This window comes from Enterobacter cloacae complex sp. P17RS (assembly GCF_014895885.1).
GTDB lineage: Bacteria > Pseudomonadota > Gammaproteobacteria > Enterobacterales > Enterobacteriaceae > Enterobacter > Enterobacter bugandensis.
This window is the reverse complement of the sequence record NZ_JADBQK010000022.1, coordinates 51,467-65,510: the sequence shown is the minus strand read 5'-3', so window position 1 is coordinate 65,510 and position 14,044 is coordinate 51,467. Positions and strand designations below refer to the sequence as shown.

The window sequence follows — 14,044 nt, the reverse complement described above, 5'->3', positions numbered from 1 at the left end:
CCCTCCCCGCACAATGAAGTCCTGTCGCAGTGAAGACAAAAGGTAATTTATGAGTCAGAGCCATTTCTTTGCCCACCTCTCCCGCCTGAAACTGATCAACCGCTGGCCGCTGATGCGCAACGTGCGTACAGAGAACGTGTCTGAGCATAGCCTGCAGGTTGCTATGGTCGCTCATGCGCTGGCTGCCATTAAGAATCGCAAATTTAACGGGCAGGTGAATGCCGAGCGCATCGCTTTGCTGGCGATGTACCACGACGCATCAGAGGTGCTGACTGGCGACCTGCCTACGCCAGTGAAATATTTCAATTCTCAGATTGCTCAGGAATATAAGGCTATTGAGAAGATTGCCCAGCAAAAGCTTATCGAGATGGTGCCCGAAGAGCTACGCGATATCTTTGAACCGCTCATCGACGAGCATCAGTATACGGAAGATGAAAAGTCGCTGGTCAAGCAGGCCGACGCGCTGTGCGCCTATCTGAAGTGTCTGGAAGAGCTGTCTGCGGGCAATAATGAGTTTTTACTGGCGAAAACGCGTCTGGAAAAAACGCTGGAATCCCGCCGCAGCGAAGAGATGGACTACTTCATGCAGGTATTTGTGCCGAGCTTCCATCTATCGCTGGACGAGATCAGCCAGGATTCACCGTTGTAATTTTAGCCGGGTGGCGGCTTCGCCTTACCCGGCCTACGTTTCTGCGCTCACGCTAAAACGGGAATAAAACCGGAATTAACACCACGCACACCACCATCACCAGCACGGTGAACGGCACGCCCAGCTTCACGAAATCGCTGAACTTATAATTCCCCGGCCCCAGTACCAGCGTGTTCACCGGCGATGAAACCGGCGTCATAAACGCCGCGGATGCCGCCATCGCGACCATCATCGCAAACGGGTACGGCGACACGCCCATGGATTTCGCCATCGCCAGCGCAATGGGCGCCATCAGCACCGCCGTCGCGGTATTCGAGATAAATAACCCTATCGTGGCGCACATGACAAACAGACAGACCATCATCATGTACGGTCCATACCCGCCGCCCACGTCCATCAAGCCTTTTACGATCAGATCCACCCCGCCGGTTTTTTGCAGTGCCAGGGCAAAGGGCATCATCCCGACGATAAGAATAATGCTCGGCCAGTGAATGGCTTTATACGCGCTTTCGGCGTCAATGCAGCGGAATTTCCCCATCAGCAGGCAGGCGATAATGGCCGCGACCGGATTAGGGATTTCATCGGTCAGCATCAGCGCCACCATCAGCACCAGACAGAAAATCGCATGAGGCGCCTGGCTGTGCGCCGGGGAGGCATCGCTCTCCTCGACCGGCATGTTGAGCACCACAAAATCACGCCCTTTTTGCCCGAGCTGGCTTATCAGCTTCCAGTTGCCGACCACGAGAAAGATATCGCCCAGCAGGATCGGCTCATCGACGACTGCCCCTTCCATCGCCACGCCATCACGTTTCAGCCCCACTACGTTCAGACCATAGCGGGTACGGAACCCCATTTCACGCACGGTTTTACCCAGCAGTTCCGATTCCGGTATCAGCGACACTTCGGCCATCCCCACATCCAGCGCCTGGTCGGAGAAATACTCGCCGCGTAGCACCATCGGCTCCAGCAGCTGCTCGCTACAGAACTCTCGCAGATCCACGTCCGCCGTTGACATATCAATCAGCAGGACGTCACGCGCGCGAAACTCTGATACCCCGTTCACGTTAACAATCACCCGGCGAAAACGACGCCAGCGCTCAACCCCGATCACGTTCGCGCCATAACGCTCGCGCAGCTTAAGGTCGTCGAGCCGCTGGCCGACCATCGGCGAGCCGGGGCGAATGGCCAGACGGCGCGCCCGCCCGGTGAGGCGGTACTCTTTGATCAGATCGCGGAAGGTACGTCGCTTCCATCCCTCTTTATTCTTATCCTGTTTGTCGCCTTTGAGGGCAAAACGGGTCAGCAGCATGTAGACCACGCCCATCGCCAGAATCACCAGCCCAAGCGGGGTGACGCTGAAAAAGCTGAAGCCCTGAAACCCTTCACGAATCAGCTCGCTGTTGACCACCAGGTTCGGCGGCGTCGCCACCAGCGTCATCATTCCGCTGATCAAACCGGCAAAGCTCAGAGGCATCATCAGGCGCGACGGCGAGCTCTGCATCCGCATTGAAACGCTCAGCACCACCGGGATAAAAATAGCGACCACGCCCGTTGAGCTCATAAACGCCCCCAGTCCGGCGACCGTCAGCATCAGGTAGATCAGCATTTTGGTTTCACTGCTGCCGGCCACCTTAACCAGCCACGCGCCCATGATGGTCGCCACGCCGGTGCGAACAAGGCCGTCGCCGATGATAAACAGGGCAGCTATAAGGATAATGTTGGGGTCGCTGAACCCGGAGAAGGCTTCCGGTAGCGTGAGCGTGCCGCTCAGCACAAACGCGACGATGACAAACAGGGCGACGGCATCCATGCGCACCTTGCCTGTGGCGAAGAGAATAATGGCGATTAAAAGCAGGCTCAGAACCCAGATCAGTTCACCGTTCACAACCTATCCTTGTCAGTGGAAGATGAGAAATTTTGCCATAAAAAAGCCCCAGCAGCGTGGGGCTATATCATGGGATTACATTTTTAGCGAGACGGTTACAACTCCGTCGGGCGCTTTTGACACCGCCAGCGCCGTCAGGGAATGAATCACAAAGTCCGCCTCGTCCAGGCGTGGAGATCCCGCCGGAACGTTAACGGCAATGACGTGGCTCCCGGCGTTCAGCCCGGCCAGCACGCCAGCGGCCGCATCTTCCACCACCACACACTCTGCAGGCGCGAAGCCCAGCATTTCTGCACCAAGCAGAAACGCATCCGGCTCCGGCTTGCCGCGTTTAACGCGCTCAGCCGTAATGAACACCTCTGGCTTCGGTAAACCGGCCGCCTTATGGCGGGCATGCGCGACCGGAACAGAGCCGGAGGTGACGATAGCCCACGGGATTTGCGCTTCATTCAGATGCTCAAGCAGTTCGCGCGCCCCGGGCAGCGCGGTAATGCCCTCGGTGTCGGTGGCCTCAATCTGCTCCAGGTATTTGAACTCCGCCTGGATCTCTTCCTCAGAACGCCCCGCTAAAAAGTGCCGCAATGAGGTAATGGCCTGTTTGCCATGGATAAAATTCAGCACGTCCTGGTGGTCGATGCCGTGCCGGTCGGCCCAGTGGCACCACGAGCGTTCCACCACCGGCAGCGAATCCACCAGCGTACCGTCCAGATCAAACAGAAAACCTTTACACTGCACACGCACCTCCGTCAGGCATTAATGATTTGTTGAATTTCGTTGCTGCTTAAATGGTACTGACGCGGGCAGGCGTGCCACGCGCTCAGCATACGTTGATATTTATCCCACATGGGGGTTTGGGCGTTGAAGCCGTGCGTTCCCGCATCAAAATGGGTGTAGCGCCCTTCGGTGTTCACCATAAAGCGAACATAGCTCAGATAGCGCGCTTCCGTCGCGGCATCAAAGCCTAAGAAGGTCACGCGACGTTCGTCAATGGTCTGCTGGTCTTTGAGGTTCGTCCAGGAGACGTGCAGAGCGTGATACATCTCCATAATGTCGATCACGATGCGGCAGGTTTCTTCTTTCAGCTCGCCAAACTCGCGGTCCAGTTCGCGCATTTGCAAACCAAAACCGCGTTCGACGATGGTTTGCAGGCGGCTGTAGCGCGCAGCGTTATCGGGATCAAGCATAGTCATCATCTTGTACTGGTTAGACAAAATCAGACGTTGAGCATGGGTCATTTCCATCTTTCGACTCCTGTAGCGCATTGCACTGTAAAAAAAAGACACGGTAACGGTGTGTTACTGTGCCTTCTTTTGTTAGTCGTTTCGATGATCAATCACAAGTCATCGAGGAATGTTTTATCCAGCTGCTTAAAAGCACGCTTTAACGTGTCCGCCAGCGCCTGGTAATCCGGCTTGCCTTCAACCGGGGCCAGCGCCTGCCCGGCCTCCTCCAGTTTTCCACGCACTTCATAAAACCAGTGTAAAATAGAAGGCGGAAGCGGCGTAATAGAGCGTTTGCCTAACCACCACAGCCCCTGCATCGGCAGGCTTAACGCGAAGAGCGCCGTTGCGACGGCAGGACCAAGCTGCCCACCGAGGGCGATTTGCCAGCACAGAGTAAAGATAGCGACCGGAGGCATAAAGCGAATCGCATAGCGCGTGGCGCGGATCGTGCGATTCTCAATAAACATCGGCGCAAGGCGCTTTTCCATTGGCCACGTCTTTGCGTAATGCTGTCCCCGACGAAACAGACTGAAAAAGCTCACGGACGGGATTTCGGGTGTCGACATGGCTGTACCTCAACTTCACATATAAAAATTAAAATTTTTGTGCAAAACCACAACAGGCTATGACAACGTTCAAAATATTTTGTCATCGCTACCCCGTATCGGGTATTCTGTGCCAGCCTGATAGGGCCGTAGACGAGAAGCGTTAACTCGTCAAATTATCGCATATTATGCCATTGTCTGAAAAATGTTCAAAATGGCTTAAAATCATAGGTATTTCTTCCATCCTGCCAGAATGTTCGTTTGGCATGATGTTAATCATAAACGTCTGGGTCAGCTTGCGTTACGCTTTTAGGCTCATTGACGTTTTTTTAGCCACGTATCAATTATAGGTACTTCCATGTCGAGTAAGTTAGTACTGGTTCTGAACTGCGGTAGCTCTTCACTGAAATTCGCCATCATCGATGCGCTCAACGGTGACGAGTACCTCTCTGGTTTGGCCGAATGTTTCCATCTGCCTGAAGCACGTATCAAGTGGAAGATGGACGGCAGCAAACAAGAAGCGGCTTTAGGTGCAGGCGCCGCTCACAGTGAAGCGCTGAACTTTATCGTTAACACTATTCTGGCACAAAAACCAGAACTGTCTGCTCAGCTGACTGCGATTGGTCACCGTATCGTCCACGGCGGCGAAAAATACACCAGCTCCGTTGTCATCGACGACTCTGTTATCCAGGGCATCAAAGACTCTGCCTCTTTTGCTCCGCTGCATAACCCGGCGCACCTGATCGGTATCGCTGAAGCGCTGAAGTCCTTCCCGAATCTGAAAGACAAAAACGTGGCCGTGTTTGACACCGCGTTCCATCAGACCATGCCGGAAGAGTCTTACCTCTATGCCCTGCCGTACAGCCTGTACAAAGAGCACGGCGTACGTCGCTACGGCGCGCACGGCACCAGCCACTTCTATGTGACTCAGGAAGCCGCAAAAGTCCTGAACAAGCCGGTTGAAGAAGTCAACATCATCACCTGCCACCTGGGCAACGGTGGTTCTGTTTCTGCTATCCGCAACGGTAAATGTGTTGATACCTCTATGGGTCTGACCCCGCTGGAAGGTCTGGTGATGGGTACCCGTTCCGGTGACATCGACCCGGCAATCATCTTCCACCTGCACGACACTCTGGGCATGAGCGTTGACGACATCAACAAAATGCTGACCAAAGAGTCTGGCCTGCTGGGTCTGACCGAAGTCACCAGCGACTGCCGTTACGTTGAAGACAACTACGACAGCAAAGAAGACGCTAAGCGTGCAATGGACGTTTACTGCCACCGTCTGGCGAAGTACATCGGTTCTTACACCGCGCTGATGGACGGTCGTCTGGACGCGGTTATCTTCACCGGTGGCATCGGTGAGAACGCGGCAATGGTACGTGAACTGTCCCTGGGCAAACTGGGCGTTCTTGGCTTCGAAGTCGATCACGAGCGTAACCTGGCTGCCCGCTTCGGCAAGTCTGGCTTCATCAACAAAGAAGGCACCCGCCCGGCTATCGTTATCCCAACTAACGAAGAGCTGGTCATCGCGCAAGACGCGTGCCGCCTGACTGCCTGATTCCACACCGCCAGCAATGCTGGCGGTGCTGTTTTGTAACCCGCCCAACGCGGCGGTAACGAAAGAGGATAAACCGTGTCCCGTACTATTATGCTGATCCCTACCGGAACCAGCGTCGGCCTGACCAGCGTCAGCCTCGGCGTGATCCGCGCTATGGAACGCAAAGGCGTTCGTCTGAGCGTCTTTAAGCCTATTGCCCAGCCTCGTGCCGGTGGCGATGCGCCAGACCAGACCACCACCATCGTGCGTAAGAATTCCAATCTTCCTGCGGCTGAACCGCTGAAGATGAGCCACGTTGAGTCTCTGCTCTCCAGCAACCAGAAAGACGTGCTGATGGAAGAGATCATCGCCAACTACCACGCTAACGCGCAGGACGCGGAAGTGGTGCTGGTTGAAGGCCTGGTCCCGACCCGCAAACACCAGTTTGCCCAGTCCCTGAACTTTGAAATCGCGAAAACCCTGAACGCAGAGATCGTTTTCGTGATGTCTCAGGGGACTGATACCCCAGAGCAGCTGAAAGAGCGTATCGAACTGACGCGCAGCAGCTTCGGCGGTGCGAAAAACACCAGCATCACTGGCGTGATCGTTAACAAACTGAACGCACCGGTTGATGAACAGGGCCGTACGCGTCCAGACCTGTCCGAAATCTTCGACGACTCTTCCAAAGCGAAAGTCATCAAGGTTGATCCGGCAAAGCTGCAGGAATCCAGCCCGCTGCCTGTACTCGGCGCAGTGCCATGGAGCTTCGATCTGATTGCCACCCGTGCAATCGATATGGCGCGTCACCTGAACGCGACCATCGTTAACGAAGGCGATATTAACACCCGTCGCGTGAAGTCCGTGACTTTCTGCGCGCGCAGCATTCCGCACATGCTGGAGCACTTCCGCGCAGGTTCCCTGCTGGTGACCTCCGCAGACCGTCCGGACGTGCTGGTTGCTGCCTGTCTGGCAGCGATGAACGGCGTGGAAATCGGTGCAATTCTGCTGACCGGCGGCTACGAAATGGACGCGCGCATCAGCAAGCTGTGCGAACGTGCGTTCGCTACCGGCCTGCCAGTCTTCATGGTGAACACCAACACCTGGCAGACCTCTCTGAGCCTGCAAAGCTTCAACCTGGAAGTGCCGGTTGATGACCACGAGCGTATCGAGAAAGTTCAGGAATACGTTGCGGGCTACATCGACGCAGACTGGATCGAATCCCTGACCGCGACCTCCGAGCGCAGCCGCCGTCTGTCTCCTCCAGCCTTCCGCTACCAGCTGACCGAGCTGGCGCGTAAAGCGGGCAAACGCGTGGTTCTGCCAGAAGGCGACGAACCACGTACCGTTAAAGCGGCGGCTATCTGTGCAGAGCGCGGCATCGCGACCTGCGTGCTGCTGGGTAACCCGGATGAGATCAACCGCGTTGCGGCGTCTCAGGGCGTTGAGCTGGGCACAGGCATCGAAATCGTTGACCCGGAAGTGGTTCGCGAAAGCTACGTTGCCCGTCTGGTTGAGCTGCGTAAGAACAAGGGCATGACCGAAGCCGTTGCGCGCGAGCAGCTGGAAGACAACGTCGTGCTGGGCACGCTGATGCTGGAGCAGGACGAAGTTGACGGTCTGGTTTCCGGTGCGGTTCACACCACCGCTAACACCATCCGTCCACCGTTGCAGCTGATCAAAACTGCGCCAGGCAGCTCTCTGGTCTCCTCCGTGTTCTTCATGCTGCTGCCTGAACAGGTTTACGTTTACGGCGACTGCGCGATCAACCCGGATCCTACCGCAGAACAGCTGGCAGAAATCGCTATCCAGTCTGCGGACTCCGCGACCGCTTTCGGTATTGAACCACGCGTAGCGATGCTCTCCTACTCCACCGGCACCTCTGGTGCAGGTAGCGACGTAGAGAAAGTCCGTGAAGCGACCCGTATTGCGCAGGAAAAACGTCCTGATCTGATGATCGACGGCCCGCTGCAGTACGACGCCGCGGTAATGGCTGACGTGGCGAAATCCAAAGCGCCGAACTCGCCGGTTGCCGGTCGCGCTACCGTGTTCATCTTCCCGGATCTGAACACCGGTAACACCACCTACAAAGCGGTACAGCGTTCTGCCGACCTGATCTCCATCGGGCCAATGCTGCAGGGCATGCGCAAGCCTGTGAACGACCTGTCCCGTGGTGCGCTGGTTGACGATATCGTCTACACCATCGCGCTGACGGCGATTCAGTCTTCGCAGCAGCAGTAATGTTTTGCCGGATGGCGCTTCGCTTATCCGGCCTACAGAACCGTAGGTCCGGTAAGCGCCAGCGCCACCGGGCAACAAAAAGGCGACCACACGGTCGCCTTTTTTTATTACAGCAGCTCCCGCGCCGCCGACACAATGTCATGCGCCGTCAGGCCATACTCTTTTTGCAGGAACTCCTGTGTGCCCACCTGGCCGTAACGCTCCTTCACGCCCACGCGACGCATCGGCACCGGGCAGGTCTCCACCAGCACTTCCGCCACCGCTGACCCGAGACCGTTGTGAATACTGTGGTTTTCGCAGGTCACAATACGCCCGGTTTTCTCGGCATAGTTTTTCACCAGCATCCGATCGATGGGCTTCAGGGTAAACATGTCGATGACCGCCGCACTTACCCCCTCCTGTTCAAGCTGGCGCGCCGCCTCCAGCGCTTCCGCCACCATGATGCCGTTGGCAATCAGCGTGATATCGCTACCCTCGCGCAACACGTTGCCTTTGCCAATGGTAAATGTTGAGCCCGGCGCATAGACGCTCGGCGCCTGCTTGCGGATGGTGCGCACCCAGTAGAAGCCTTCGAGATCGATAAGCTGGCGCAGCACATCCTCGAACATCACCGCATCGGTGACTTCCAACACCACCGAACGCGCCAGACCGCGCACGATGCCCATATCCTCGAAGGACATGTGCGTCCCGCCGTTGTGGCAGGCCGTCACGCCCGCATCCGAGGCAATCACCTTCACGTTGTTGCGCTGGTAGTCCAGGGACATAAACAGCTGGTCGAAGCAGCGACGGCTGGCAAACGCGGTGAAGGTGTGCACGAACGGCTTACGGCCGGTGAGCGACAGGCCCGCCGCAGTACCGATGACGTTGGCCTCCATAATGCCGCAGTTAATCACGTGCTGCGGATAATCGCGCGCTACGCCGTCCATCGCCATTGAGCTCATCAGGTCCGCTTCCAGGGCGATAATCTCGCTGCCGGCCTCAATCTGCTTTGCCACAAAGCCCGCGTAGACCTTGCGCATCTCAACGGCGTCTTTCTGTCCTGCCGGTGCAACCTTAATCATGTGAAGCCTCCAGTTGGCGAATCGTCTCATTGAGGGCCGCTTTGCTCTCCGCGGTCAATCGCAGGTGGTGCGAGTTGCTGAGCTGTTCCAGGTACGGCACCCCCTGCCCTTTGATGCTGTCGAGGATCACCACCCGCGGACGCGCATCGGCCTCCGGTACCCTTGAAGTCACCTTCAGCAGTGCCGGGATGTCATCCCCTTTGACCGTCACCACGTCAAAGCCAAAGGCGCGGAATTTGCCCTCCAGGTCGAAGGCACAGATGATTTCGTCCAGTTCGCCGTCGAGCTGCTGTTTGTTCCAGTCCACGAACACGGTCAGGTTGTTCAGACGATGGTGAGCGATAAACTGGAACGCTTCCCAGCACTGGCCTTCGTTCAGCTCGCCGTCGCCAACGATGCAGAAGACCCGATTCGGTCGCCCGGCCAGCCTGTGCGAGAGTGCCATACCGCCCGCAATGGAGATCCCCTGCCCCAGCGAGCCGGTGGTGGCATCCACGCCGCGCGTTTTCAGGCGGTCCGGGTGGCTGGGCAGACGCGTGCCGTTCTGGTTCAGCGTGCTCAGCTCTTCAACCGGGAAGTAGCCCTTAATCGCCAGGGTGCTGTAGAGCGCCGGGCCTGCATGACCTTTCGACAGCACAAAGTAATCGCGCTCAGGCCAGTCCGGATCCGCCGGGTCGATCTTCATCACGGCGCCGTACAGCACCGCCAGGGTTTCCACCACCGACATGCTGCCGCCGTAGTGCCCAAAGCCCAGCTGCGTCAGGGATTTGAGGGTTTCAAGACGGATCTGACGCGCCAGTTCGGTTATCTCGTTCTCATTCATGATTTGGCTCCGGTATTTTCCTGCGCGTTACTACCCGCAGGTTTGTTTTTCGCGAAGATGTTGTAGGCCACCAGCAGCGCGAACAGCGCCACAACCAGCCCGGTGATGGCAAGCGGTGACAGGAAGCGCGCCAGGTTGCCCAGCACAATCCCGACCGCGCCGAAGTCGGCGTCCGAGAAGGTGGTGTTAGCAAAGCCAATCGCACCCAGTACCGGCAGCAGCAGGACCGGGAGGAAGGTAATCAGCAGGCCGTTAGCAAAGGCGCCTATCATTGCCCCGCGGCGTCCACCGGTGGCGTTACCGAACACGCCCGCCGTTGCGCCGGTGAAGAAGTGCGGCACCACGCCCGGCAGGATCAGCACCCAGCTAAACTGACCGCAGATGAGCAAGCCCACAATTCCCCCGAGGAAGCTGAACAGGAAGCCAATCAGCACCGCGTTTGGCGCATAGGGGTAAACCACCGGGCAGTCCAGCGCCGGACGCGCGTTCGGCACCAGTTTTTCCGAGAAGCCGGTAAAGGCCGGGACGATTTCCGCCAGAATCAGGCGCACGCCCTGCAGGATGATGAACACGCCCGCCGCGAAGGTGATCGCCATGATGATGGCGTAGACCAGGTAGTTCTGACCGCCGCTGAAGGTGGACTCCACGTACTCACGACCGGCGCTTACCGCCATGATCAGGTAGATAATCATCATGGTAAGGGAAATAGAGATCGAGCTGTCGCGCAGGAAGCTGAGGTTCTTCGGCAGGTTCATCTCTTCGGTGGAGCGCGAGCCTTTGCCGACCCTGCTGCCAATCCAGCCGGACAGCACGTAGCCCAGCGTACCGAAATGACCGAAGGCGATCTCATCGTTGCCGGTAATACGCTTCATATAGCGCTGCGCAATCGCCGGGAAGAAGGCCATAATCAGGCCGAGGATCAGCGAACCGGTAAATACCAGCCCTACTCCCTCGAAGCCTGCGACCGTCAGGATCACGCCAATCATGCACGCCATGTAGAAGGTGTGGTGCCCGGTCAGGAAGATGTACTTCAGGCGGGTAAAGCGCGCGACGACAATGTTCGCCACCATGCCGAAGGCCATGATCAGCGCGGTCGAGGCACCGTATTTTTCCAGCGCGATCGACACAATCGCTTCATTGTTTGGAATAATGCCCTGGATATTAAAAGCGTGCTCAAACATGCCGCCCAACGGGTTTAACGACCCCACCAGCACCGTGGCGCCACCGCCCAGTACAATAAAGCCGAGAATCGTTTTAATTGTGCCTTTTACGACATCAGAAAACGCTTTTTTCTGCGCGACCAGACCAATTAACGCAATTAAACCCACCAGCACCGAAGGGACTTTTAAAATATCGACAACGAAATTCAGCGTTTCAAGGATAAACATATCCACCTCGCCTTATCAGGGTTATTGTCTGTCGAACCAGGCGCGCAGCTGCGCTTCGAGTTCGTTGATATCAATGATGTTGTTGATCACCACCAGCTGGCTTTCCGGCACGCTGGCGCTGGCCGCAATGTCTTTCGCCATCACAAACAGGTCCGCCGCGCCCGGCGTGGCGGAGGAGAGATCGGAGTGTTCAACCTCGGCCTCAATGTCCAGCTTTTTAAGCACCTTTTTAATGTTCATTTCGACCATAAAACTGCTGCCCAGGCCAGAACCGCAAATAGCCATGATTTTCATTGTTGTCCCCTTATTTTGAGTAGAGCACGCCCCACCACGCTGGCGCGTAATGTTGTGAATAATCGGATTAAAAAATTAAATCAGAAGCGGTTAATAATGGTTTTAATGTCCTCCAGGGTATTCGCCTGATGTAATTTCTCCATATCTTCGTCGCTGGAAAATAATTCAGCGAGCGCGGATATCATTTCGATATGGCTATGTTTATCCGGTGCCGCAAGCATAATAATCAGATCGACAGGGTCAAACTCTCCGGCACCAAAAGAGACGCCCTGTTTTAGTTTTAGTAATGACAAGCCCAGTCCTTTGGCGCCTTCCTCCGGCCGCGCATGCGGCATGGCTAGCCCTGGTGCCAGCACATAATAGGGTCCTAACGTATGGTGCTGCTGAATGATTGCCGTCACGTATTCCGGTGCAATCACCTGCAGATCCAGCAGCGGTTTCGCGCATATCTCCAGCGCCTGTGGCCAGCTTTCCACGCTATCCTGCAGCGTGATGGTTGTATCATATATCCACTTTTTGAGCATTTTCCCTCCCGCCAAACGCTAAAGATGGGCAAACTTTATTCAACCCATCAATCATTGACTGCGATCGGGATCACAAAGATAGCGCTACCAATTACCAACATGCAGAAATGTGATAGCGCTATCAAAATGTAATCATGGTGTGAAATCACAGCAAAAAAAGGGATTTAAGGCGTATACTGCCTGTCACCTGAAATGAAGGAAAAAGAACGCGTCTGGTCAGCAGGAAGGTGTATGTCTTTAACCCGAAAACGGCGCAGTACCGGAAAAGTCACGCTCGCTGATGTCGCGCAGCTTGCCGGAGTCGGCACGATGACCGTCTCCCGTGCGCTCCGCACGCCCGAACAGGTTTCCGATAAACTGCGTGAAAAAATTGAAGCTGCGGTGCAGGAGCTGGGCTATATGCCCAATCTCGCCGCCAGCGCACTGGCATCCGCGTCCTCATGGACGATTGCGATGGTTGTTCCCAACCTTTCCGAAGCCGGTTGCTCTGAAATGTTTGCGGGCTTACAGCAGGTGCTGCAGCCCGCCGGATACCAGATTATGCTGGCAGAGTCCCAGCATCGGCTTGAGCAGGAAGAGAAGCTGCTTGAGACCCTGCTGGCGTCAAATATCGCCGCCGCGATTTTGCTCAGCGTCGAGCACACCGACACTGTTCGCCACTGGCTGAAAAACGCCTCGATTCCGGTAATGGAGATGGGTGCGATGCGCGCCGATCCGATCGATATGAATATCGGGATCGATAACGTGGCGGCCATGTACGAGCTGACGGAAATGGTGATTAGGCGCGGCTACCAGAATATCGGCCTGCTGTGCGCCAACCAGGAGCAGTGGATTTTCCAGCAGCATTTGCAGGGCTGGTACAAGGCGATGCTGCGCCATCATCTGTCGCCAAACCGGGTGATTAACGCGGCGATGCCGCCGAGCTTCTCGACCGGCGCGGCACAACTGCCAGAGTTCTTGCTGGCGTGGCCGGAGCTGGATGCGCTGGTGTGCGTATCAGACGAGCTGGCCTGCGGCGCGCTGTATGAGTGTCAGCGTCGACGCATTAAAGTGCCGGACGATCTGGCTGTCGTGGGCTTTGGCGATAGCGATGTGAGCCGCGTCTGCCAGCCGCCGCTGACGACGATGGCGGTACCGCATCGAAAGATTGGGATTGAGGCAGGTAAAGCGCTACTGGAACGTCTGAATGACGGAGACTGGCGCGACCAAAAACCCATCGCGTCCAGCCTGTGCCTGCGGGAAAGCTGTTAAGGCTTACTCAGCCTCTTCCTCTTTTTCCGCTTTGTTTTCCGGCTTAGCGGATTCGTTTTTGGCGTTGCGGGTCATCCACAGCGCCAGCGCTTTTAACGAATCCGGCGTGAACTCGTCGCAGCGGGCGGTAATCTCTTCCGGCGTCATCCAGCAGACTTCGCTCACTTCCTCTTCCTGCAGGGCGAAAGGCCCATGGGAAACGCAGCTAAACAGTCCACCCCAGACGCGGCAATGTTCGTCTTCGAAATAGAACTGCCCGTGCTCGGCAAACGGCACCCCGGCGATACCTAACTCTTCTTCCGCTTCACGGCGTGCGGAATCCAGCAGCACTTCATCGGCCTGCACGACGCCGCCTGCGGTGGCATCAAGCATGCCCGGAAGAAAATCTTTGGTGTCCGTGCGGCGCTGGACCAGAATCTTGCCCATGCCGTCATGCACAACGATGTACGTTGCACGGTGACGCAGTCGCTCTGCACGCATTTGTTCGCGGCTCGCCTGCGCGATCACTTCATTTTCTTCGCTGACAATGTCAACCCATTCAGTACTTGCCAAATGATTCTGCTCCACCATCGGGAAACCTTCTCGTCTAAGCGCTCTTTCGGCGCGTTTGCAGTTGTGGTGTA

The 14,044-nt window shown here is 56.4% G+C and carries 14 protein-coding genes; 4 read left to right on the top strand and 10 right to left on the bottom strand.

What is annotated here, in order from left to right; genetic code table 11:
- The first annotated feature begins 49 nt into the window (after positions 1-49).
- The gene (gene yfbR / locus IM265_RS16455) at positions 50-649 is read left to right on the top strand and encodes a 5'-deoxynucleotidase (protein WP_028013935.1); all 600 of its coding nucleotides are present in this window, start codon (positions 50-52) and stop codon (positions 647-649) included.
- Between the two features lie 52 nt (positions 650-701).
- Here the strand turns inward: yfbR and IM265_RS16450 are convergent, their stop codons facing one another.
- The 4 genes from IM265_RS16450 to yfbV all read right to left on the bottom strand — a co-directional run bounded on the left by IM265_RS16450 (position 702) and on the right by yfbV (position 4,323).
- The gene (locus IM265_RS16450) at positions 702-2,534 is read right to left on the bottom strand and encodes an SLC13 family permease (RefSeq protein ID WP_193030429.1); all 1,833 of its coding nucleotides are present in this window, start codon (positions 2,532-2,534) and stop codon (positions 702-704) included.
- A gap of 75 nt (positions 2,535-2,609) precedes the next feature.
- The gene (locus IM265_RS16445) at positions 2,610-3,269 is read right to left on the bottom strand and encodes a sugar phosphatase (RefSeq protein ID WP_041908926.1); all 660 of its coding nucleotides are present in this window, start codon (positions 3,267-3,269) and stop codon (positions 2,610-2,612) included.
- Between the two features lie 11 nt (positions 3,270-3,280).
- A complete protein-coding gene (locus tag IM265_RS16440) occupies positions 3,281-3,775 on the bottom strand; it encodes a YfbU family protein (protein WP_003861461.1) in 495 nt (164 codons plus the stop codon).
- A gap of 92 nt (positions 3,776-3,867) precedes the next feature.
- Positions 3,868-4,323: a terminus macrodomain insulation protein YfbV gene (gene yfbV, locus IM265_RS16435; protein ID WP_028013938.1), complete on the bottom strand. Its 456-nt coding sequence runs from the start codon at positions 4,321-4,323 to the stop codon at positions 3,868-3,870.
- Positions 4,324-4,660: 337 nt separating this feature from the next.
- On the opposite strand from yfbV, the gene ackA reads away from it, so the two are divergent.
- Entirely contained in the window at positions 4,661-5,863 is a 1,203-nt protein-coding gene (gene ackA / locus IM265_RS16430) for an acetate kinase (protein WP_041908924.1), read from the top strand.
- Between the two features lie 75 nt (positions 5,864-5,938).
- Positions 5,939-8,080 (top strand): phosphate acetyltransferase, encoded by a 2,142-nt coding sequence (gene pta, locus IM265_RS16425; RefSeq protein WP_041908921.1) that lies wholly within the window; start codon positions 5,939-5,941, stop codon positions 8,078-8,080.
- A 107-nt stretch (positions 8,081-8,187) separates the two neighbouring features.
- Here pta and IM265_RS16420 read toward each other — a convergent pair whose 3' ends face one another.
- From IM265_RS16420 to IM265_RS16400, 5 genes are all read right to left on the bottom strand, one after another.
- Complete coding sequence (locus IM265_RS16420; RefSeq protein WP_193030427.1) at positions 8,188-9,141, bottom strand: transketolase family protein; 954 nt, start codon at positions 9,139-9,141, stop codon at positions 8,188-8,190.
- Entirely contained in the window at positions 9,134-9,964 is an 831-nt protein-coding gene (locus tag IM265_RS16415; protein ID WP_028013942.1) for a transketolase, read from the bottom strand. The genes IM265_RS16420 and IM265_RS16415 overlap by 8 nt, the downstream gene beginning before the upstream one ends.
- The gene (locus IM265_RS16410; RefSeq protein ID WP_045631476.1) at positions 9,961-11,352 is read right to left on the bottom strand and encodes a PTS ascorbate transporter subunit IIC; all 1,392 of its coding nucleotides are present in this window, start codon (positions 11,350-11,352) and stop codon (positions 9,961-9,963) included. Before IM265_RS16410 ends, IM265_RS16415 begins: the two co-directional genes overlap by 4 nt.
- Before the next feature lie 21 nt (positions 11,353-11,373).
- Complete coding sequence (locus tag IM265_RS16405) at positions 11,374-11,646, bottom strand: PTS sugar transporter subunit IIB (RefSeq protein ID WP_041908914.1); 273 nt, start codon at positions 11,644-11,646, stop codon at positions 11,374-11,376.
- Positions 11,647-11,726: 80 nt separating this feature from the next.
- Positions 11,727-12,170: a PTS sugar transporter subunit IIA gene (locus tag IM265_RS16400; protein ID WP_047363541.1), complete on the bottom strand. Its 444-nt coding sequence runs from the start codon at positions 12,168-12,170 to the stop codon at positions 11,727-11,729.
- 231 nt (positions 12,171-12,401) lie between these two features.
- On the opposite strand from IM265_RS16400, the gene IM265_RS16395 reads away from it, so the two are divergent.
- A complete protein-coding gene (locus IM265_RS16395; RefSeq protein ID WP_041908911.1) occupies positions 12,402-13,421 on the top strand; it encodes a LacI family DNA-binding transcriptional regulator in 1,020 nt (339 codons plus the stop codon).
- A gap of 3 nt (positions 13,422-13,424) precedes the next feature.
- Here the strand turns inward: IM265_RS16395 and yfcD are convergent, their stop codons facing one another.
- Positions 13,425-13,991 carry an NUDIX hydrolase YfcD gene (yfcD, locus tag IM265_RS16390; RefSeq protein ID WP_006811396.1) on the bottom strand — a complete coding sequence of 189 codons (567 nt, stop codon included), beginning with the start codon at positions 13,989-13,991 and terminating at the stop codon, positions 13,425-13,427.
- Positions 13,992-14,044: the final 53 nt, after the last annotated feature.

Coding starts and splice junctions, on each gene's coding strand:
- ackA (WP_041908924.1), top strand. CDS start 4,661: ATGTCGAGTAAGTTAGTACTGGTTCTGAACTGCGGTAGCTCTTCACTG.
- IM265_RS16420 (WP_193030427.1), bottom strand. CDS start 9,141: ATGATTAAGGTTGCACCGGCAGGACAGAAAGACGCCGTTGAGATGCGC.
- IM265_RS16440 (WP_003861461.1), bottom strand. CDS start 3,775: ATGGAAATGACCCATGCTCAACGTCTGATTTTGTCTAACCAGTACAAG.
- yfbR (WP_028013935.1), top strand. CDS start 50: ATGAGTCAGAGCCATTTCTTTGCCCACCTCTCCCGCCTGAAACTGATC.
- IM265_RS16410 (WP_045631476.1), bottom strand. CDS start 11,352: ATGTTTATCCTTGAAACGCTGAATTTCGTTGTCGATATTTTAAAAGTC.
- IM265_RS16415 (WP_028013942.1), bottom strand. CDS start 9,964: ATGAATGAGAACGAGATAACCGAACTGGCGCGTCAGATCCGTCTTGAA.
- yfcD (WP_006811396.1), bottom strand. CDS start 13,991: ATGGTGGAGCAGAATCATTTGGCAAGTACTGAATGGGTTGACATTGTC.
- IM265_RS16395 (WP_041908911.1), top strand. CDS start 12,402: ATGTCTTTAACCCGAAAACGGCGCAGTACCGGAAAAGTCACGCTCGCT.
- IM265_RS16405 (WP_041908914.1), bottom strand. CDS start 11,646: ATGAAAATCATGGCTATTTGCGGTTCTGGCCTGGGCAGCAGTTTTATG.
- yfbV (WP_028013938.1), bottom strand. CDS start 4,323: ATGTCGACACCCGAAATCCCGTCCGTGAGCTTTTTCAGTCTGTTTCGT.
- IM265_RS16400 (WP_047363541.1), bottom strand. CDS start 12,170: ATGCTCAAAAAGTGGATATATGATACAACCATCACGCTGCAGGATAGC.